21 protein-coding genes are annotated in these 20028 nt (G+C 29.2%); 7 read left to right on the top strand and 14 right to left on the bottom strand.

Annotated elements, in window-relative coordinates; all coding sequences use genetic code 11:
- Positions 1 to 39: 39 nt before the first annotated feature.
- The 3 genes from AAC008_RS11665 to AAC008_RS11655 all read right to left on the bottom strand — a co-directional run bounded on the left by AAC008_RS11665 (position 40) and on the right by AAC008_RS11655 (position 3301).
- A complete protein-coding gene (locus tag AAC008_RS11665; RefSeq protein WP_339889462.1) occupies positions 40 to 1857 on the bottom strand; it encodes a chloride channel protein in 1818 nt (605 codons plus the stop codon).
- Positions 1858 to 1915: 58 nt separating this feature from the next.
- Positions 1916 to 2581 (bottom strand): DNA alkylation repair protein, encoded by a 666-nt coding sequence (locus AAC008_RS11660; protein WP_339889461.1) that lies wholly within the window; start codon positions 2579 to 2581, stop codon positions 1916 to 1918.
- A gap of 132 nt (positions 2582 to 2713) precedes the next feature.
- A complete protein-coding gene (locus tag AAC008_RS11655) occupies positions 2714 to 3301 on the bottom strand; it encodes an acyl carrier protein phosphodiesterase (RefSeq protein ID WP_339889460.1) in 588 nt (195 codons plus the stop codon).
- Positions 3302 to 3515: 214 nt separating this feature from the next.
- Here AAC008_RS11655 and glmM point away from each other — a divergent pair, with 214 nt between their 5' ends.
- Both glmM and AAC008_RS11645 read left to right on the top strand, forming a co-directional pair.
- Entirely contained in the window at positions 3516 to 4916 is a 1401-nt protein-coding gene (gene glmM, locus AAC008_RS11650) for a phosphoglucosamine mutase (protein ID WP_339889459.1), read from the top strand.
- Between the two features lie 67 nt (positions 4917 to 4983).
- The gene (locus tag AAC008_RS11645) at positions 4984 to 5490 is read left to right on the top strand and encodes a hypothetical protein (protein WP_339889458.1); all 507 of its coding nucleotides are present in this window, start codon (positions 4984 to 4986) and stop codon (positions 5488 to 5490) included.
- A 5-nt stretch (positions 5491 to 5495) separates the two neighbouring features.
- Here the strand turns inward: AAC008_RS11645 and msrB are convergent, their stop codons facing one another.
- Genes msrB through AAC008_RS11605 form a run of 8 tightly spaced genes read right to left on the bottom strand, consistent with a single transcriptional unit; the run spans position 5496 to position 12355 of the window.
- Positions 5496 to 5936 (bottom strand): peptide-methionine (R)-S-oxide reductase MsrB, encoded by a 441-nt coding sequence (gene msrB / locus AAC008_RS11640; RefSeq protein WP_339889457.1) that lies wholly within the window; start codon positions 5934 to 5936, stop codon positions 5496 to 5498.
- Positions 5937 to 5940: 4 nt separating this feature from the next.
- Positions 5941 to 6624 carry an aspartate/glutamate racemase family protein gene (locus AAC008_RS11635; protein ID WP_339889456.1) on the bottom strand — a complete coding sequence of 228 codons (684 nt, stop codon included), beginning with the start codon at positions 6622 to 6624 and terminating at the stop codon, positions 5941 to 5943.
- Positions 6625 to 6629: 5 nt separating this feature from the next.
- Positions 6630 to 7556 (bottom strand): L-histidine N(alpha)-methyltransferase, encoded by a 927-nt coding sequence (locus tag AAC008_RS11630; protein WP_339889455.1) that lies wholly within the window; start codon positions 7554 to 7556, stop codon positions 6630 to 6632.
- A gap of 8 nt (positions 7557 to 7564) precedes the next feature.
- Positions 7565 to 8722 carry an ergothioneine biosynthesis protein EgtB gene (gene egtB / locus AAC008_RS11625; protein WP_339889454.1) on the bottom strand — a complete coding sequence of 386 codons (1158 nt, stop codon included), beginning with the start codon at positions 8720 to 8722 and terminating at the stop codon, positions 7565 to 7567.
- A gap of 3 nt (positions 8723 to 8725) precedes the next feature.
- Positions 8726 to 9940: an alpha/beta fold hydrolase gene (locus tag AAC008_RS11620; protein ID WP_339889453.1), complete on the bottom strand. Its 1215-nt coding sequence runs from the start codon at positions 9938 to 9940 to the stop codon at positions 8726 to 8728.
- Positions 9941 to 9949: 9 nt separating this feature from the next.
- The gene (locus AAC008_RS11615; RefSeq protein ID WP_339889452.1) at positions 9950 to 10465 is read right to left on the bottom strand and encodes a peptide-methionine (S)-S-oxide reductase; all 516 of its coding nucleotides are present in this window, start codon (positions 10463 to 10465) and stop codon (positions 9950 to 9952) included.
- A complete protein-coding gene (locus tag AAC008_RS11610) occupies positions 10455 to 10736 on the bottom strand; it encodes a DUF427 domain-containing protein (protein ID WP_339889451.1) in 282 nt (93 codons plus the stop codon). Before AAC008_RS11610 ends, AAC008_RS11615 begins: the two co-directional genes overlap by 11 nt.
- A 53-nt stretch (positions 10737 to 10789) precedes the next feature.
- Complete coding sequence (locus AAC008_RS11605; protein WP_339889450.1) at positions 10790 to 12355, bottom strand: YdiU family protein; 1566 nt, start codon at positions 12353 to 12355, stop codon at positions 10790 to 10792.
- Positions 12356 to 12448: 93 nt separating this feature from the next.
- Between AAC008_RS11605 and AAC008_RS11600 the strand changes: the two genes are divergently transcribed.
- Positions 12449 to 14065: a S41 family peptidase gene (locus AAC008_RS11600; RefSeq protein ID WP_339889449.1), complete on the top strand. Its 1617-nt coding sequence runs from the start codon at positions 12449 to 12451 to the stop codon at positions 14063 to 14065.
- Between the two features lie 62 nt (positions 14066 to 14127).
- Here AAC008_RS11600 and AAC008_RS11595 read toward each other — a convergent pair whose 3' ends face one another.
- Together AAC008_RS11595 and AAC008_RS11590 are read right to left on the bottom strand one after the other, a co-directional pair.
- A complete protein-coding gene (locus AAC008_RS11595) occupies positions 14128 to 14508 on the bottom strand; it encodes a PUR family DNA/RNA-binding protein (protein WP_339889448.1) in 381 nt (126 codons plus the stop codon).
- 68 nt (positions 14509 to 14576) lie between these two features.
- A complete protein-coding gene (locus AAC008_RS11590) occupies positions 14577 to 16328 on the bottom strand; it encodes an ABC transporter ATP-binding protein (protein ID WP_339889447.1) in 1752 nt (583 codons plus the stop codon).
- Between the two features lie 190 nt (positions 16329 to 16518).
- On the opposite strand from AAC008_RS11590, the gene AAC008_RS11585 reads away from it, so the two are divergent.
- The 4 genes from AAC008_RS11585 (at position 16519) to yajC (ending at position 19407) form a co-directional block, all read left to right on the top strand.
- Positions 16519 to 17622, top strand: coding sequence for a Glu/Leu/Phe/Val dehydrogenase dimerization domain-containing protein (locus AAC008_RS11585; protein WP_339889446.1), 1104 nt, complete (start codon positions 16519 to 16521; stop codon positions 17620 to 17622).
- A gap of 75 nt (positions 17623 to 17697) precedes the next feature.
- Complete coding sequence (nusB, locus tag AAC008_RS11580; RefSeq protein ID WP_339889445.1) at positions 17698 to 18639, top strand: transcription antitermination factor NusB; 942 nt, start codon at positions 17698 to 17700, stop codon at positions 18637 to 18639.
- 12 nt (positions 18640 to 18651) lie between these two features.
- Positions 18652 to 19125, top strand: coding sequence for a DUF1573 domain-containing protein (locus tag AAC008_RS11575; RefSeq protein ID WP_339889444.1), 474 nt, complete (start codon positions 18652 to 18654; stop codon positions 19123 to 19125).
- 9 nt (positions 19126 to 19134) lie between these two features.
- A complete protein-coding gene (yajC, locus tag AAC008_RS11570) occupies positions 19135 to 19407 on the top strand; it encodes a preprotein translocase subunit YajC (protein ID WP_339889443.1) in 273 nt (90 codons plus the stop codon).
- A gap of 6 nt (positions 19408 to 19413) precedes the next feature.
- Here the strand turns inward: yajC and AAC008_RS11565 are convergent, their stop codons facing one another.
- Positions 19414 to 19992 carry a DUF1801 domain-containing protein gene (locus AAC008_RS11565; RefSeq protein ID WP_339889442.1) on the bottom strand — a complete coding sequence of 193 codons (579 nt, stop codon included), beginning with the start codon at positions 19990 to 19992 and terminating at the stop codon, positions 19414 to 19416.
- Positions 19993 to 20028: the final 36 nt, after the last annotated feature.

The following is a 20028-nucleotide window of genomic DNA, read 5'->3' as shown; positions in this document are numbered from 1 at the left end:
TACCAAGTCTTTCTGAGTGTTAATTTAGAAAGACTTTTTTTATTCAATAATCATTTCTTTTAATTTTTCTCGATACTTTACAAGTACAAATTGTTTAGAAACAAAACCAATAAATTTTCCGTTTTTTAAAATAGGAAGAATAGTTGAACCACTGTTTTCAAACTTTTCCATGACTGTTTCCATAGTCTCATCATAAAAAATGATTTCTTTTGGCTGTTGCATTACTTCATTTATCGTAGTGTATTTTATTTTAAATGGAGAAAATATATACTTCCTAACGTTATCTAAATAAATTAGTCCTTCTAACTCTTCTTTATTATTCAAAACAGGAAATACAAATTGATCAGTTTGCTGAATTTTTTCAATTAATTCCTCTAGATTTGGAGTAATTGAAATAGTTATGTAATCTGTTTGTATAAGTTTTGATAATTCTAAAGAAGTCAATATGTTTTTGTCTTTGTTATCTGTAAAAACTTCTCCTTTGTCTGCTAAATGTTTAATGTCAAATGAATAAGGTTCAAAACGTTTGGAAATAGCATAACTTACAGAAGAAACAATCATTAAAGGAACCATTAATTCATAACCACTTGTTATTTCAGCAATCAAGAAAATAGCTGTTAACGGTGCGTGAAATAAGCCACTTAAAACTCCAGCCATTCCAACTAAAGTGAAATTTGTAATAGGTAATTTGGCTAGTCCAATTAAATTCACAAAATAGGCTAATACAAATCCTAAATAAGAACCCACAAATAGAGAAGGAGCAAAGTTTCCTCCATTTCCACCAGAACCTAATGTTAGTCCAGTTGCAAAAACTTTAACCATCATTGTTGCTCCAACGAAGAATAATAAAATCCATTTGTTGTCTCCAAAACCATGTAGTAATGTGTTTTCTAATATTTTTTCGGGATGATTATCTGCAATGGTTTTAATACTGGCATATCCTTCACCAAAAAGTGTTGGAAATAAGAAAATTAATATCGCCAATAATCCTGCACCAAATAAGGCTTTTTGATATATTCCCAATTTACTTTTACCAAAATAGTTTTCAATTTTTCTAAAATTACGAGCATAATAAATGGAGACTAATCCCGATAATAAACCCAATAAAACATAAAAATGAATGTTATGATAATCAAAGCTTTGTACGTTTTTAAAAGAAATTAAAATATCTTCATCTAATACAATTGTTGAAATTAATGCTCCAGTTGCAGCACTAATCATAATCGGAATAAAAGCGGTGATACTTATTTCTGCTAAAACGACTTCAATCGCAAATAGAACTCCAGCAATTGGAGCGTTAAATGCAGCTGCAATTCCGGCTGCTACACCACAAGCTAATAATAAACTTCTATCTTTATAACTTAATCTATAATTTTGAGCATAGTTGCTACCAAAAGCAGCACCAGTAACTGTAATTGGTGACTCTAATCCGGCACTTCCTCCTAAACCAACAGTTAAGGAACTGGTTATAATTTGCGAATACAATTGTTTTTTTGGAAGAATTCCATCTTTTTTTGCAACTGCATACATGATGTGTGAAGTTCCTTTTTGAATGCTTCCGTCTAGGAATTTTTTTACTACAAAAACAGTTAAAATAATTCCAATGACAGGTAAAATACTATTACTGTAAGGTAAATGAAGATAACCGTCTAAATATTGTGAAAATTGATAAACTTTGTGAGCAAAAGCTTTAAGAATTATTACTGCTAAAGCCGAAGAAATTCCAACCAAGACACAAGAAAAGTAGATAAATTGTCTAGGCGTTAAAAATGTTTTTAAAAGAAAAATAAATCGCTCTAATCGCTTAAAGTTTTTACTTATAAATCGAAAAAAAGGATTGACTTTTTTCGTGGACATTCTTTTGTTTTTTGAATTCTTGCGAAATTACCATTTTTGAATGGAATGTGAAAGATTTTTAGAGTAAACGTATCGCTTCTTTTTGACTTAATGGTTTTAAGTTGGTTGATTCAACATATTGTTTGACACCATTTGGATTGAAACGACTATAATCACGCAAAGCCCAACCGATTGCTTTTTGGATAAAAAACTCTTTAGAATGCTTGTGTTTTTCACATTCAGCTTTCAATAAATCGAAATTAGTATTTTCTTTATAGCTCAATTGAAATATTATTGCACTTCGATTTAACCACATGTTTTCTGAATTGGAAAAACGTTCAATAACTTTTAGCATTTCCTCTGGAAATTGTTCTAAATAACCACCAACTAAATATTTGGCAATAAAATCAACAGTGTCCCACCAAGAATTAGTAATTACTAGGTTTTCAATTAGTTTTATATCTTCAAGAATAAAATTCTTTTTAATTTCTTTTTGGATTAAATCAATGGCACAATGATGAAATTCTCGTTCTTTTTCTTGAAATAATTCCCAAGTAATAGTTCTGTAATTTGATTTGATTTCTGGTTTATGTTTTAAGTAAACTGATTTAAAAATAGTTCTTCGTTGTACAGTTTTAATTCCCAAACACGAAAAATTGTTTTTTAAATAATTTTCCATAGGAATTGCCATTTCACGATTGGAATTTTTATGCAATTCAAATTTAAGTTCTTCTACAAAAGGCATATTTATATTTAACACAGATTAGCACAAATTTACACAAATTAAATAGTATGATAGAATTAGCTCAAAAAATACAGTTATGAAATTTTCGGATAAAAAAAAATCTGTGATAATTTGTGTAAATCTGTGTAAAAATTAATTTAGTTCAATCAATTTTTCTTTTACATGATTTCGTAATTCTTCAAAAAACAAAGTAAATTCATTTTCAAAATCATCATAAAACGATTCTAACTCTTCTACTGAAAATTGCATTTTAGATTTGAATTTTGTTCGATAATCCATTTGAAATAAAATCTTTGAAATACCTTCAATTGTAGCATAACTTTCCAACCAATTTTGCTCAATCATTATAGGAAGAATTCGTTGTGTTTTTGGTGTTAAAGCTTCAAAATTATCTTCAAGAGATTGGTAAAAACGAAAAACAAAACTAGTTAAAGATTCATCCGAATATTTTGTCCAATTCTTAGCTAAAAAATGATCATATAAAATATCTACAATCACACCAGAATAATGTCCATAACGTTCATGAAGTCTGTGTTTGCTGATTCTAAACGTTTTATTTGCATCTGTGAATGTATCAATATAACGGTGTAAAATAATTCCTTTTTTAATTTCTTCTGGATACTCCAAATAATCGTTTCCACGAATTCCATCAGCCATAAAATTGCCAATTTTTATAAAATCGTTATTGTCTGAAAGGTAAATGTGGGCTAGGAAATTCATTAAATAGGTTAAAAAGTTAAAAGGTTAAAAGGTTAAAAGGTTAAAAGGTTAAAAGGTTAAAAGGTTAAAAGGTTTTGCAAAAAATGAAATGTAAATGTACAAATTTTTAAATCACTATTATTTCTTATGTATTACTTTACTTATATTTGTCAATATTTAAAAAATAGGACAACTCATAACCTTTTAAACTCTTAAACTTTTAAACCAAAAAACAATGACTTTAATAAAATCAATATCAGGAATTCGTGGAACTATTGGAGGAAAAGTAGGAGAGAACCTTACACCAGTTGATGCTGTGAAATTTGCTTCAGCTTATGGAACTTTTTTAAAGCAAAATTCCAATACTAAAACTCCAAATTCCAAACTGAAAGTGGTTATAGGAAGAGATGCGAGGATTTCTGGTCCAATGATTCATAATTTGGTTCAAAATACTTTATTAGGTTTAGGAATTGATGTAATTGATTTAGGTTTATCAACAACGCCAACTGTCGAAATTGCTGTTCCAATGGAAAAAGCTGATGGTGGAATTATTTTAACAGCTTCTCACAATCCAAAACAATGGAATGCTTTAAAATTGCTAAATGCAAAAGGGGAATTTTTAAGTGGTGCGGAAGGAGAATTAATTTTGGAAATTGCTGAAAGTGAAGCTTTTGATTTTGTTGATGTAGATTCATTGGGTGAAGTTACGGTGAATGATTCGTACATGGATATTCACATTGATGAAGTGTTAGATTTACCTTTAGTTGATGCTGAAGCGGTGAAAAAACGTAAATTCAAAGTAGTTGTTGATGGTGTAAACTCTTCTGGTGGAATTGTGATTCCGAATTTATTAGAACAAATGGGTGTTGAAGTCGTGAAATTATATTGTGAGCCAAACGGTCAATTTCCTCATAATCCAGAACCTTTGAAAGAACATTTAGGTGATATTTGTAAATTGGTTTTAGATGAAAAAGCTGATTTTGGAATTGTAGTTGATCCTGATGTGGATAGATTAGCTTTCATTTCTAACGATGGTGAAATGTTTGGGGAAGAATATACTTTGGTTGCTTGTGCTGATTACGTTTTGAGCAAAACCTCAGGAAATACGGTTTCTAACATGAGTTCGTCTCGTGCTTTGCGTGATATTACGAACAAGCATGGTGGAAATTACCAAGCAAGTGCTGTTGGTGAAGTCAATGTGGTGGAATTAATGAAGAAAACTAATGCTATTATTGGTGGTGAAGGAAATGGTGGAATTATTTATCCAGAAAGTCATTACGGAAGAGATAGTTTGGTTGGTGTAGCGTTATTCTTGACGCATTTAGCTAGTTTAGACATGACTGTTGCTGAATTAAGAGCAAGTTATCCTCAATATTACATGAGCAAAAATAAAATTGAATTAACACCACAAATTGATGTTGATGCCATTTTAGAAGCCATGACAGAAAAATACAAAAACGAAGACATCACTACAATTGATGGTGTAAAAATTGACTTTGCTGAAAATTGGGTTCATTTAAGAAAATCAAACACAGAACCAATTATTAGAATTTATACAGAAGCACAAACGCAACAATTAGCAGATGATTTAGCGAATAGAATTATTGGTGAGATTAAAGAAGTGGCTGGGATTTAAGAAAGTTAGCAGTGTTCAGTGTTTAGTTGGTAGTTGATTAAACCTAAAGAAAATAATAAATATTTGAATGATTGAAACGCTTACTTATTTAAGATATGTTCTAGTTGTCTTGATTCCGGTTGCCATACTGATTGGTGTTTATTTTGGAGTAAAACAAAGTCTTAATGTAAAATATATAAAAAAAGCAATATTATCATTAGTTACGTTTTTTAGTATTCCAGTCTTAATATTGCTTTTAAATATTTTTCTTGAAAATTTAATATTAAATGATATTAAGAAAAATTTAAAGAATGCAAATTTTAATAATTCTGAAATTACAATTAATGGTAAGCAAACAAATGTAACTATTAAAGGAATAAATGATTTAATTTCAAAAATGGATTATTCAGGTCATTTAATGAATAGAACTCATGATTTAGAACCATATAAAATAACAATTTATAATTATAACAAAGATAATTATTCATTTACATTTTATAGAAATTCAGAAGATAGTACTTTATATAGATTGTATACAAATGAATATAATTATGAACTAGAATTATCAAACGTTAATACAGATATTTTTAAATAATCTATTTAAACCTTCTTCATAGAAACAGCATTTATACAATAACGCAAACCACTTGGTTCTGGTCCATCAGGGAAAACGTGACCTAAATGAGCATCACAAGTATTGCAAACCGCTTCAATTCTAACCATTCCAAAGGAAACATCTTTTATGTAACCAACTGCATTTTCTGTAATGGGTTGAGTAAATGAAGGCCAACCTGTTCCGCTTTCAAATTTTTCACTTCCATCAAATAATAACGAATCACAACAAACACAACCGTAAATTCCAGGTTCAAAAAGCGAACATAATTCGGAACTGTGTGGTCGTTCTGTTCCTTTTAATCGTGTGACTCTATATTGTTCTTCTGTTAATTGGGCTTTCCATTCAGCATCTGTTTTTACTACTTTTTTATCTGGTTCAGGATTTCCGTTTTTTGCAAAAGCTATTAAGTCATTCCAGTTTAGCATAATTTTAATTTTTTAAAGTTTCTAGTGCTGCGTTACATTGTAAATCAATGGTGTCAACCCAATTTGTTTTATTTTTTATAGTCGCAAATGCCATTGATAATTCTGTACAAGCCACAATAAAAATAATATTTTCTGAATAGGTTTGTGTCAGTAATTGATAACATTTTTTTGTTTTTGCCTCATCAGTACTTTCAAAATATACTTTTCTCAAAGCATCAACTTGTTCAATAATTTTTTCAGTCGGAGTAATCAATTTATGCTTTTTTGGAACAAATGACTTTAAATAATCATCTTGCATCGTAAAAGCTGTTCCTAAAATTATAATATTTGAAACACCCTCAACTTCGTTTAATTTTTTGTTTATTAAATTTCCAACATGACAATAGGGTTTAGTTATTTTAATTTTATTTAAAACAATATCTAATGCCTTGTGCATTGTATTATTTACCAAAATAGCAGAAGTAATATCTTGTTGGTCTAAATACTTTATCGTTGGAGTAATTAAGTCAGCCACTTTTTCCATTTCATAAGGTAACAAAGCATTTATTTCTTTAAAATTTAAAGAAACGAGTAGGATAGGACACGAATTTCCTTTCCCATTCTTTTGTTCGTACAAAGCGTTTATTTTCTCATAAAAATAAGATGTTGCTCTATAACCAATGCCACCAATTATTCCAATGGAACTCATTTTTTTTACTTTTTGAATAAACTTATTGCATAATTTTTTCCTTCATCTAAAAAATGCTCCACGCTTTTAAAACCAATATTATTTTTAAAATTTTCAATGGTTTTTAAACTGTATTTTTGAGAAATTTCCGTGTGAATCATTTCGTTGGCTTTGAAATTAATTTCCTTATCTCCAATAGTTACAGTTTGCCTGATTGTGCTAAAAATATAACTATAAGTTGTTCCAGAAATTGGATCGTAATAAGGATAATGATCAAATTTTTCTAAATCAAAATTTCCGTTTAATTCACGATTAATTCTCTTCAACAGATTCATATTAAATCTTTTGGTAATTCCGTTTGCATCGTTATAAGCTGCCAATACTTTATGAGGATTTTTTTTCAAGTCAAAACTGACCATCAAAATATCACGTTCGTCCATCATGTCATATATTTTTTTCATGAACAACTCTGCGCTTTCGTTGTCATAATTTCCAATCGTACTTCCTAAAAACAAGATGATTTTTGGATTATCATGAACCAATCTATCTAAGGTTTCAAAATAATCACCAGCAATAGGATACATTTCGATAGATGGAATATGTTCAGTTATGTTCTTCTTATTTGTTTCTAAAACATCGGCAGAAATATCCAAAGGATAATAGACCACTTTCTTGTTTAAATCTGAAATTCTTTTTAGAAAATGCTTTGTTTTTGAACCATCTCCAGCACCTAAGCCTACTATGTCAAAACTATCATAGCCAAAACTATTTACAATTTTTTCCGTTTGTTGATTCAGGATTTCTAATTCACATTTTGGAAGATAATATTCTTCCATTTGCATTATTTCTTGAAAAATCTTGTCACCAGCATCATCATAAAAATATTTAGACGACAATGTTTTTTGAGGCTTCGAAAGTCCTTCGATTATTTCTTTGTAAAATGTTTGATTCATTTATTTTTTTATTTTTTTGCAAGTCTTATTCCAGAAAAAATCCAACGTGAACTGGTGTGGAAGAAATTCCTATAGGTTTTACGACTGTGATTTTGTGATGTTGCTATAGAAGAACCTCTTAAAACGTGTTGGTTCACCATGAATTTACCGTTGTATTCTCCCAATGCTCCAGCTGCTTTTTCAAAATTAGGATAAGGTAAATAAGCACTTGATGTCCATTCCCAAAGTTGACCATAATTCAATTTTTCAGAAGCAATTTCCCATTCAAATTCGGTTGGTAAACGCATTCCTTTCCATTCTGCAAAAGCATAAGCTTCGTAATAACTGCAATGCATTACAGGTAAATTTGGGTTTACTTTTTCTAATCCATTAAAAGTATAGTAATGCCAATCCCCTTCAATTTTATACCAATATAAAGGTGCTTTTATGTTATTTTGATTGATAAAATCCCAACCTTCAGCGTGCCATAAATTGAAATCTTCGTAGCCACCAGCATTTATAAATTCAATAAATTCAGCATTTGTGACTAATTTATTCGCTATTTCTGTATTTTGAATATATGTTTTATGAACGCCTAATTCGTTGTCAAAACAAAAGTTGTCATTGTTGTGTCCAATTTCGTAAACACCTTCTTTTATCTGAATAAATTCTGGTTTTTGTAATTCTTCTTTTAAATGCATTTCAGTTTCAAAAGAAGGAAAAGTGGGTTGATTTCCTAAAATGAATTTTATGTCATAAGCCAATAATTCCTGATGTTGTTCTTCGTGATTTATTCCAATTTCAAGTAAGTTCAGTATTTCATCGGAAGGATTATTTTTAACTAAAGCAATGATTTTTTGGGTAACATATTCTCGATAAGATAAAACTTCTGAAACAACAGGTCTAGTCATTAAACCTCTGTTTGGTCGTAAAACTCTTTTTCCTGCATTGTTGTAATAACTGTTGAATAGAAATCCGAAATCTTCATGAAAAACTTCGTAATTTTTATCAAATTGAATCAAAATAAATTGTTCAAAAAACCATGTAGAATGTGCTAAATGCCATTTTGGTGGTGATACATTTTCATTAGGTTGAACCGAATAATCTTCAATTTCCAAGGGTTTACAAAGGTTTTCTGTATTCGTTCGAGTTATTTTAAATTTTTCTAGTATTGTTTCAATCTTCATATGTTATTGTTCAATAATTTCTGTTTCAAATTTTACTTCACTTGCCAATGTTTTGTGTACAGGGCATTTTGAAGCTATTTCTTTCATTTTTGTTTTTTGTTCAGAAGTCAAATCACCTACAAATTTTAATTTTTTTGTGATAAAATCAATGGAACCAATCTTTTCACCTAAATCATCAACATGTTTTTTGGAATGTGTGATGTAAACAAAAACTTCTTCTAGAGGCCATTTTTTTCGTTCAGCATATAATTTTATGGTCATAACCGTACAAGCTGCTAAACCAGCCGTTAATAATTCGTAAGGTGAAGGTCCAAAATCATCTCCACCAACACTTGAAGGTTCATCAGCTATTAAAGTATGATTTTTAGTTTGAATTTGTGTAGTGAAATTGTCTTCCAATAAATTAAGATGTCCAACTAATTGTTCACCTTCAGTGGAAAGCATGGAGTTTTCTTTTGTTTCAAAATAACGTTGCACCCAAGCACCAATTAGATTTCCTATGTAAACACTATCTTCTTTTTTAGACAACAAATGATCGGCATTATCTAATGAAATAAAACTTTTAGGATGTCTTGCTTTTATATAAAGTTGTTCTGCATTTTCAATTCCAACAATGGTATCCGTTGGGGAATGCATTATCAATAAAGGCTTGCGTAGTTTTTTTACGATTTCTGGTAAATCTGTTTTATCAAAATCATCTACAAATTCTTGATCAACCACAAAGGGTCTTCCTCCAATATTTACTGAAATATCACCTTTAGTTGGAACATCATCTAATTGATGAGAAAATAGATTTTTAACGTGATTTACAGTTGCTGGAGCAGCAATAGTTACAACGGCTTTGATATCATCTAGTTTTGAAGCTGCTGTTAAGACGGCTGCACCACCCAGAGAATGCCCAATCAATAGGCTAGGAGCGTTGTAATTTTCTTTGATGTACTTATGAACGCTGATTAAATCATCAACATTTCCTGAAAAATGACTTTCTGCAAATTCACCTTCGCTATTTCCTAAACCTGTAAAATCAAAACGAATTACTCCAAAACCATGATTGGTAAGCGAACGGCTGATATTTCGAACGGGTCCAAAACTTCCGCTACACGTAAAACAATGTGCAAAAATGGCAAAATGATTTGGTTTTTGATTCGCAGGAAGTTCTAAATAAGCATTAAGAGCGTTTCCTTTTGTATTTATAATATTTAGTTTTTCGCTTTTCATGATTCTAATTTATTGTAATTTATTAAGTTTTTCCGTATTAACAAATGAGCTGAATTGATTTAACAGTTTTTTTAACTTTGGATTAACGATATTTTTACAAAATGGTTTTTCTGGATCTTTGTAGTAATAATTAAGTTGTTCTTTAATATTAAGTTGGAACGAATGAAAAGGTAAAACTTGAGTTATAATTTGTGCTTTAAAATCTTTTTGTAAAATTTTAATTATTTTTTCGGATTTTACTTGTTGTTCCTCATTAAAATAATAAATAGCGGAACGATACTTTTCACGCATGGAGTGATTGGAAGTACAACTATGAGTATGTAAATGAATTTCAATTAAGGTTTCAAGACTGATGCTGTTTTCATTAAAATCGATAAGTATAGCTTCTGAAAGACTTTTATTCTCGTTTGTAGAAGCAATCCAACCTTGTTCAACCTTGTTTATTCCAATTAAAGATTGAAAAATGGCTTCAGTACACCAATGACAACTTCCACCAAAACCAATTTTATGATGTTTATTTTTCAACAGTTACACCTTTCCAAAAGGCAACATATCCTTTTATGGGAGTAAATCCAGCTTTTACTTCTGGATAAAACCAAGCTGCATCTTTGTTTTCGTTTCCTTCTACGTTGATATTGTAATAACTTGCAACACCTTTGTAAGGACAAGTTGTGTGTGTTTGAGATTCTAAAAAGAATTCTTTTTTAATACTTTCAGCAGGGAAATAATGATTTCCTTCTACGACTTGAGTTTTATCACTTTCTGCGATAATTTGATTGTTCCAAATAGCTTTCATAGTTTCGTTTTTTTTAATCTGAACTTGTTTCAGATTCTGTTGATTATTAAAATTTAAGAACTACATGACAATGCAGAACAACCTACTTTATTTTTAGCCCAATCGGGTCTTTTCGTAAACCATTTTTCATATTGAGGTTGTTCCTCGTATGGTTTTAGAAGCATTTCATATAATTCGTTGAGCAAATTATAGTCTTCTTTATCAGCATCATCAATAGCTAATTGAGCCATATAATTTCTCAAAACGTATTTTGGATTAACCAAATTCATGGCTTTTTTTCTGTCTGAATCGGATTGATTTTCAGATTTTAAATGATTGATATACAAAGTAAACCAATACATCCAAGTATCATAAATCGTGTCTTTTACTTCACCTAATTTATAAAATGAATCTTTGATTTTCTCAAAAGTATTTTCAACGGAATCATTTTTAGAAACTTGACTTAAATTTCGAAAGAAAATAGTCATGTCTGTTTCTGTTAATTTTAGATTCTCAGTTAAAAGATAGACGATATTTTTAGACACTTCGTTTAAAATTTCAAAACCTAACTTATTGTGCATCATATGAATATAATCAACTTCATACTTAATAGGAAAGTTATTCAGAATTTTCTCTAGAGGTTTCACTTCTTCAATTAAAGGAAACAAAGCATTGGCTAATTGCAATAAATTCCACTGAGCAACTTGTGGTTGATTTCCAAAACGATAGCGTTTATGCTCATTATCTGTTGTATTTGGTGTCCAATTTGGATTATAATCCTCAAGCCAGCCATAAGGCCCATAATCAATTGTGATTCCGTGAATGGACATGTTATCTGTATTCATTACACCATGTACAAAACCAACACGTTGCCAATGCACAATCATTTCACGAGTTTTATCAGCAACAGCTTCAAAGAATTCCAAATATTTTTCTTTTCCTTCAGTTTTAATTTCAGGATAATAATGTTTGATGGTATAATCGGTCAATAATTGAATATTTTTACTGTCTTCGCGTGAAGCAAATAATTCAAAATTTCCAAATCGAATAAAACTTGGTGCCGTTCTACAAACAATAGCTCCTTTTTCATAATCGGAATTTCCGTTGTACATAATATCACGTAAAACCATGTCACCACTTGTAAATAAAGCCAATGAACGCGTTGTTGGAACTCCTAAATTAAACATAGCTTCACTACATAAGTGTTCTCGAATGGAAGAACGTAAAACGGCTAAACCATCACCACGTCTAGAGTAAGGGGTTTTTCCAGCACCTTTTAATTGAAACATTGTGCTTTTTTCGTTATGTGTTGCTTCAAAAAGTGTTATAGCTCTTCCGTCACCTAATTGTCCAGCCCAATTTCCAAATTGATGACCAGCATAAGCCATTGCATAAGGTTTAGAGTTTTCTAAAACAGTATTTCCTGTAAAGACATTTAAAAATTCTTCTGTTTTTGTTTCTTCTGAAGAAATGCCAAGACTTTTAGCAACTTCATTAGAAACATGAATTAAACTTGGTTTCTTTGGTTTCACTGGATTTACATAGGAAAAAGCAGCTTCTACGACTTGTCTTGTCTCGTTTGATTCAATTAAATCAGCTGGTAATTCATTTGTGAATGTGTTGTTTATTTTTTCTTTCAATTTTAGCATAGGTAAAATTACAAAAATTACATTTTATTTAACTTTCTCATTTCATAAAAAATGGTTAATTTGTCAATCAATCAATTGAAATTTATGAAAAAATACTTTTTTTACGGAATTCTTGTTTTATTTTTAAGCAATTGTTCATCATATCAAAAACATAATGCTTTAATAGGAGCTAACTTGTCTGTTGAAGATCAAATTGAAGATGTAAACTATTTAGAACAAAAATTGGAGAAAATTCAACCTAGTTTACATCAATTTATTTCAGAAGAAGAATTAAGAAGAAAATTTGATAGTGTTAGAAGTACCATAAATATTCCGTTAAAACCAAATGAATTTTATTTTAAAGTTAGTCCGCTTTTGGCTTCAATTCGTCAAGGTCATGCTGCTATGAGTCCATTAACTCTTAAATATTCTAATAAAGAATCAAAGGAAATGAAGAAAAAAGGACTTGGACCAGTTTCACAATTTGATTATAAATTTATAGAGAATAAACTATACATTGTAAAGAATAAATCCAAAGATTCAACGATTCAAGAAGGAACAGAAGTTGTTTCAATTGATAATGTGACTCCACAAGAATTATTTTCAAAATATAGAAAAACTTATTCCTCAGATGGTTATAATGAAACATTTATTCCTTACGCATTTACGATGCGTTTTGGTTCTTATATTTTTTATGAATTGGGATTAAAAGATAGTTTGAACTTTAAATTAAAATGTTATGATTCTGTTTCTACCAAATTAATTAAAAGATTTCCAGATAAAAAAACAGATGCAAAAGAAGTAAAAAAAGACTCAACTTCTCCTGCAAAACCAAAAGAGAATATTGTAAAAAAGTTGACTAAAGAGGAAAAAAAATTAGCTAAGAAAAAGAAAGAAGAAAAAGAAGAATATGAATATAATTATGGATATGACAAAGCAAATAAAGAATTTACTAAAACTTTAACCTTCACAGATATTGATAGTTGTACTGCTGTTTTTAAAATAAAAAATTTTTCAAAAGGAGGATATAAAACGGCATATAAAGATGTTTTTAAATTATTAAGAAAAACGGATACTAAAAATTTAGTTTTAGATTTAAGAGGTAATCCTGGAGGAAGATTAAATGAAATCCATGAATTGTATTCTTATTTAACAGCTGATTCCACTTTTCAATTGATTGAAGAAGCAAAAATGACTTCAAAAACTAGCTTGTTACAAGCTGATTATTTAGGATCTATGCCAAAATCATTATATATTTTAGCTATTCCTACTTATCCTGTTTATGCTACTGTTTTAATGTTGAAAACTAGAAAAGATGAAAATGGGGATTATCGTTTTAGAATGAAAAGCAGCAAAGAAAAACCTCATAATGCAGATTATTTTAAAGGTAAAATCTATGTTTTAATCAATGGTGGAAGTTTTTCTGCAGCATGTATAATTTCGTCTAAATTGAAAGAAAATCCAGAAATTACATTTGTTGGTGAAGAAACTGGTGGTGCTTTTAATGGAACAGTTGCCGGTAGAACTTCTACTTATGAATTACCTAATTCAAAATTAAGAACACGCTTATGGATTATGGATATTGCTGCAACTAATAAAACAGATGAAAAGGGAAGAGGTGTTTTTCCCAATAAAGAAATAATTCCGACAGTAGATGATTTGTTATCTGGTGCTGATCCTGAATTAGAATGGATTAAATCAGATATTGATAGTAAAAAATAAGAATTAAAAAAGCCATTATAAATTAATATAATGGCTTTTTCTTAATTATAATTTAGTTGAAATTAAATATCATCAAAACTAATATCGGTGAAGTTATTTTTTGTTGATTCTTCATTTACATCTTCTAGATTCTCAAAAATTTCTTTCTTAAAATCCTTTTGATGTCTTTCTGAAATAACTTCTTCTCCTTTATGTTCTAAAACATAATCCGTCATTTCGTCTAAAATTTCTTTAAATGCTGCAAAATCTTCTTTGTATAAATAGATTTTGTGTTTTTTAAAATGGTATGATCCATCTTCTTCCGTGAACTTTTTACTTTCTGTGATTGTAATATAATAATCGTCAGCTTTTGTTGATCTAACATCAAAAAAATAAGTTCTTCTTCCTGCTCTTAATACTTTAGAAAAGATATCTTCCTTTTCATACATGTCTTTATCGCTCATAATCCTTCGTTCTTTTTTACGTTTAAACTCAACCAAAATTCTAAAAAAAAATAGTAAAAAACAATAGTTTAGTAAATTTCTTTTTCTAAAAGTTGTTTATTATATAACTCCTTATAATATCCTTCAACTTCTATTAATTGATTATGAGAACCTTGCTGAATAATTTTACCTTCATCTAGTATAATAATTTTATCAGCATTTTTAGCTGACGAAACTCTATGACTCACAATTATTGTAGTTTTTTGTTGCGATAATTGCATTAAATTATTCAATATTTGTTCTTCAGTTTCTGTATCAACAGCGCTTAAACAATCGTCTAAAAGCAATACAGGAGCTTCTTTGATAAAGGCTCTTGCAATCGAAACACGCTGTTTTTGTCCACCTGAAAGTGTAATTCCTCGTTCTCCTAAAATTGTATCATAACCTTGAGAAAAATTAATAATATTATCGTGAACAGCAGCTTTTTTTGCGACTTCAACGATTTCCTCATCTGTAGCATTTTCTTTACCAAACTTGATGTTGTTTTTTATAGAATCTGAAAATAAAAAGGCATCTTGAGGCACAACTGCAATACTATCTCTTAAATCATTAATGTTTAGTTTTTTAATAGAAATATCATCAATTAAAATCTCACCAGTTGTTGTGTCATATAATCTACTAATTAAAGTTAGGATAGTCGACTTTCCTGAGCCTGTTTTTCCTAATATTGCTAATGTTTTTCCTTTTTCAACTTCAAAAGAAACGTTTTTAAGTGCTTCTATATTTGTGTCATCATAGGTAAATGAAACATTGTTAAACGAAATTTTTCCGTCAATATGCGACTTTTGAGTAGTAAAATTTTGAATATCAGATTCCGTATTTAAAAACTCATTTAATCTTTTTTGAGAGGCTTCGGCTTCTTGAATCATCGATGAAACCCAACCTAAAGAGGCAACCGGCCAAGTTAACATATTAATGTACAATATAAACTGTGCAATAGTTCCAATGTTTGGAATATTTCCATTGATATACATCATTCCACCAGCATAAATAACTACCAAATTCGATAATCCAATTAGTAATATCATCAGTGGTCCAAAATAAGAATGAGTTTTAGCCAGCGATAAGTTTTTGTTTTTACTTTCTTGAGTCAATTCGCTAAACTCTTTTGCTTTATTGTTTTCTAATGCATAGGCTTTAACAACTCTTATTCCAGAAAAAAATTCTTGAGCGAAAGAAGATAAAGTAGATAGGTTTTGTTGGTATAAACTACTTTTTTTATGAATTTGAGCACTAATTTTAAAAATACTATAAGACAATAAAGGCAGAGGTAGTAAGGAATATAATGTCAGTTTTGGGGAAATATTATACATATAAACAATTACTACTCCAAAACGAATAAAAGTATTAAGAGAATACATAACAGCTGGTCCAACGTACATTCTAACTTTACTTACATCTTCACTAATTCGATTCATTAGATCACCTGTTCTGTTTCTTTTATAGAAACTCTGTGATAATTTTTGATAATGATTATAGACTTCGTTTTTTAAATCAAATTCAATGTGCCTTGACATTACTATTAAGGTTTGTCTCATTAAAAAAGTCAATAAACCAGCAATAATTGTAGTTGCTAAAATTATTAAAATATTATACAATAGCTCTTTTCGGGCAAAAGCAGGGTTTGTTTTAGCAAATTCTTGAATAGTGTTTATTGAATTTCCAATGTATTCTGGAGTATATAAAGAGAAAATTTGAGCTAAAATTGTAAATAACAACCCTAAAAAAAATCTATATTTATATTTGATGAAATACTTATTTAGGTATTTTAATTCTTTCATTTTTGTAAAAAAAGTAATTTTTTAATATTAATTTAATAAAAAAAAGCAAAACAATGTAATTATTGAATTGTTAGTTAATGGTTGGATTATTAATAATTTATTAAAATAATTCAAGGTTTTTGAAATATCTCAAATTTATACTTAATTTTGTTCTTCAAAAATAAGAAAATAATAATTTAACAATACAACTATGACTTCAAACATTATACCTGTAAATGAAATCCATAAAGTTGATCCAGTTTTTGGTCAAATTTCATTCGATGGTCATGAACAAGTGGTGTTTTGCCACGACAAAGATACTGGTTTAAAAGCAATAATTGGTATTCATAACACAATTTTAGGACCAGCATTAGGTGGAACAAGAATGTGGAATTATACAAATGAATGGGAAGCACTAAATGATGTTTTACGTTTATCACGTGGAATGTCTTTTAAATCTTCTATTTCGGGATTGAATCTTGGTGGTGGAAAAGCAGTTATCATTGGTGATGCTAAAACACAGAAAACGCCAGAATTAATGAGAAAGTTTGGTGAATTTGTAAATTCTTTATCTGGAAAGTATATTACGGCAGAAGATGTTGGTATGGAAACTAAAGATATGGATACAGTTAGAGAAGTTACACCTTATGTAACGGGAATTTCTGAATCGAAAGGTGGTTCTGGAAACCCTTCTCCTATAACTGCTTATGGAGTTTATATGGGGATGAAAGCTGCATCAAAATATCAATTTGGTACAGATAACCTTGAAGGTAAAAAAATATTAGTTCAAGGAATTGGACATGTTGGTGAAGTTTTAGTTGAACATTTAACTAAAGATGGTGCAATAGTTACTATTTCTGATATTAACGAAGATAGATTACATCAAGTTGGAGCTAAATATGGTGCGAAAATTTTTAGTGGAGATAATTTATATGGTTCTGAAGTAGATATCTACGCTCCATGTGCGTTAGGTGCAACTATTAATGATGATACCATAAAAATGTTAAAAGCTAAAGTTATTGCTGGTGCTGCAAATAATCAATTGGCAAATGAAGTAATTCACGGACAAATATTAAAAGATAAGGGTATTTTATATGCACCTGACTTTTTAATTAATGCAGGTGGTGTAATTAATGTTTATTCTGAATTAGCTAAATTATCTAAAGCAGAAGTAATGGAAAAAACAGAAAATATTTACAATACTTCATTAGAAATTTTTAAGCATGCTGATGCAAATAACATTACAACACATCAAGCAGCGTTATTGATTGCTCAAAAAAGAATTGATGACAGAAAAAAAGAAAAAGCACAATAATAAACTATAAAAAGTGTATTTTTGCAGAGCGAAAGGTAATTCTTTCGCTTTGTTAATTAAAAAAGTTCTTATACAATGTTGAATAGAAGACATATTCGAGTTAAAGTAATGCAAAGTATTTATGCCGTTCACCAGCATAAATCAGACGATTTAAACAGAGAAGAAAAATTTTTGTTTTATAGTATTGAAGCTATTCAAGAACTATATCTTTTGCTTTTTTCAGCCCTTATTGAGCTAAAAAACAAAGAAGAAAACTATCTTAATTTAGCATCTAAAAAACATTTAGCAACTGCTGAAGAAAAAAAACCAAACAGAAAGTTTGTACAAAATGAAGTGCTAAACTTATTAGAAGATCAATCGAGTTTATCTGTAGCAATCGAAACAAAAAAAATCAATCATTGGAAATTAAATGATGATTTAATTTTGCAACTGTTAGAAGATATTAAAAAATCTGACATTTACATTGCTTACATGGCTTCAGATGTTTCATCTTTTCAAGAAGATGCTAAATTTGTTGTAGATTTATTTGTAAAAGTCCTAGCTCCTAATGATAGACTATATGATTATTTGGAAGATAATAAATTGACTTGGATTGATGATTATGCTTTAGTAAATACTTTTATTAGTAAACAATTAAAGCAATTAAAAAACCCATCTAGTATAATTGATATCCCTAGAGTTTATAAAGACGAAGATGATAAGGATTTTGCTAAACAACTTTTTGTTAAAACACTTTTAAATGAAAGTGAATTAGCTAAAGAATATGTAAATAAAACGCCAAATTGGGATTCTGAAAGAATTGCAGAAATTGACACTATTTTATTAAAAATGGCTATTTGTGAATTGTTAAAATTCCCTTCAATTCCCGCTAAGGTAACAATCAACGAATATCTAGAAATTGCTAAAGAATACTCTACACCAAAAAGTAGTATCTTTATCAACGGAATTTTAGATAATTTGATAAAAGATTATAAAGAAGAAAATAAAATGAATAAATCAGGAAGAGGTTTAATGTAAATTATAAATAATATGAAAATTAAATTATTACCAATTATTGCAGTTGCTACTTTGTTTTTAGTAACTTCTTGCAAAGAAAATGCTTCATCAAAAATTACAGAAGCAGACATGAAAGTCGCTAATGAAGTTTCTGCAACTTCAGGAAAATTACCTGTTTTAGAATTTGATAAAACAGAACATGATTTCGGAAACATTAACGAGGGTGACAAAGTAACAACAGAATTTATTTTAAAAAACACAGGTGATGCTGATTTAGTTATTGTAAGCGCTGTAGGAAGTTGTGGATGTACAGTTCCTGAACCACCAAAAGAACCAATTAAACCAGGAGAATCTGCTCCAATTAAAGTTACTTTTGACTCTAATGGAAAACCTGGTCAACAAGAAAAAACAGTTACTATTACATCAAATACTGCTGTTGGTAAAGAAACTTGTAAAATAAAAGCCAACGTAAAACCAAACCCAAACAAACCTGTTTTAAAACACTAAATACTAATTATGGATTCAAGTTTAATAATACAAATCGTTTTAATGATTGCTGTTTTTTATTTTTTACTAATTATGCCTCAGCAAAAAAGAGCTAAAAAAGAAAAAGCTTTTGAACAAGGTATAAAAGTAGGTGATAAGGTGATAACAAAATCTGGAATTCACGGAAAAATTGCAGAATTAGCTGCAGATTCAATTGTAATTGAAACAATGGCTGGAAAAATAAAAATGGAAAGAAGTGCTATTTCTATGGAAATGAGTTCTAAAATGAATGCACAGAAATAATATAAATTATTTTCTATATTTATCATGTAAACCGATGTTCGAAAGAATCATCGGTTTTATTTTTTCTAAACGATTAGTCTTTGTCTTCTCTTGTTTTGCTTCGTTAATATATTCCATAAATTCTCTTTGTTTATAAGGGGTAAATAGCTTGAAAGCTTTTTTTAAATTTAAGTTAGTTTTAAATTCAGTATCTAGTAGTTCACAAGATATTTCAGCTTTATTTTTTGGCTTTATTTTTAAACCTTTTTCTTCATTTTCTATGGCTTCATTAATATAATTTAGAATTATTTTTTCATCTATTTCTTTAATTGAGTTAAATCGCATTTGGCGTAAACCTTTAGTGTTTTCTTTATTTGCATTGATTAATAACTTATTTTCATCTTTTAAAAAAACACCATTGAAAAACCAAATTCCGAAATATGACTTAAAACTACCAACTCCAATTATATTTTTATTGATGTGTGTATAAACTGGTGTGTCCCATTTTATAGTTTCAACAAGTATTGTTTTATTGATGATGGATTTTAATAATTCTAATTCTTCTGCCCATTGATTGGTCTTGCCCCATGCTTTTTTTTCTGCCATTATGTATTTTTAATAAATATATAAAAAAAGACTGTA

This window comes from uncultured Flavobacterium sp., from assembly GCF_963975515.1.
Classification (GTDB): domain Bacteria; phylum Bacteroidota; class Bacteroidia; order Flavobacteriales; family Flavobacteriaceae; genus Flavobacterium.
The sequence above is the reverse complement of the archived record's forward strand: the minus strand, read 5'-3'. Positions and strand labels throughout refer to the sequence as shown.

Bases quoted from the DNA above. Each gene is read 5' to 3' on its own strand.
- AAC008_RS11665 (WP_339889462.1), bottom strand. From the start codon at position 1,857: ATGTCCACGAAAAAAGTCAATCCTTTTTTTCGATTTATAAGTAAAAAC.
- AAC008_RS11660 (WP_339889461.1), bottom strand. From the start codon at position 2,581: ATGCCTTTTGTAGAAGAACTTAAATTTGAATTGCATAAAAATTCCAAT.
- AAC008_RS11655 (WP_339889460.1), bottom strand. From the start codon at position 3,301: ATGAATTTCCTAGCCCACATTTACCTTTCAGACAATAACGATTTTATA.
- glmM (WP_339889459.1), top strand. From the start codon at position 3,516: ATGACTTTAATAAAATCAATATCAGGAATTCGTGGAACTATTGGAGGA.
- AAC008_RS11645 (WP_339889458.1), top strand. From the start codon at position 4,984: ATGATTGAAACGCTTACTTATTTAAGATATGTTCTAGTTGTCTTGATT.
- msrB (WP_339889457.1), bottom strand. From the start codon at position 5,936: ATGCTAAACTGGAATGACTTAATAGCTTTTGCAAAAAACGGAAATCCT.
- AAC008_RS11635 (WP_339889456.1), bottom strand. From the start codon at position 6,624: ATGAGTTCCATTGGAATAATTGGTGGCATTGGTTATAGAGCAACATCT.
- AAC008_RS11630 (WP_339889455.1), bottom strand. From the start codon at position 7,556: ATGAATCAAACATTTTACAAAGAAATAATCGAAGGACTTTCGAAGCCT.
- egtB (WP_339889454.1), bottom strand. From the start codon at position 8,722: ATGAAGATTGAAACAATACTAGAAAAATTTAAAATAACTCGAACGAAT.
- AAC008_RS11620 (WP_339889453.1), bottom strand. From the start codon at position 9,940: ATGAAAAGCGAAAAACTAAATATTATAAATACAAAAGGAAACGCTCTT.
- AAC008_RS11610 (WP_339889451.1), bottom strand. From the start codon at position 10,736: ATGAAAGCTATTTGGAACAATCAAATTATCGCAGAAAGTGATAAAACT.
- AAC008_RS11600 (WP_339889449.1), top strand. From the start codon at position 12,449: ATGAAAAAATACTTTTTTTACGGAATTCTTGTTTTATTTTTAAGCAAT.
- AAC008_RS11595 (WP_339889448.1), bottom strand. From the start codon at position 14,508: ATGAGCGATAAAGACATGTATGAAAAGGAAGATATCTTTTCTAAAGTA.
- AAC008_RS11590 (WP_339889447.1), bottom strand. From the start codon at position 16,328: ATGAAAGAATTAAAATACCTAAATAAGTATTTCATCAAATATAAATAT.
- AAC008_RS11585 (WP_339889446.1), top strand. From the start codon at position 16,519: ATGACTTCAAACATTATACCTGTAAATGAAATCCATAAAGTTGATCCA.
- nusB (WP_339889445.1), top strand. From the start codon at position 17,698: ATGTTGAATAGAAGACATATTCGAGTTAAAGTAATGCAAAGTATTTAT.
- AAC008_RS11575 (WP_339889444.1), top strand. From the start codon at position 18,652: ATGAAAATTAAATTATTACCAATTATTGCAGTTGCTACTTTGTTTTTA.
- yajC (WP_339889443.1), top strand. From the start codon at position 19,135: ATGGATTCAAGTTTAATAATACAAATCGTTTTAATGATTGCTGTTTTT.
- AAC008_RS11565 (WP_339889442.1), bottom strand. From the start codon at position 19,992: ATGGCAGAAAAAAAAGCATGGGGCAAGACCAATCAATGGGCAGAAGAA.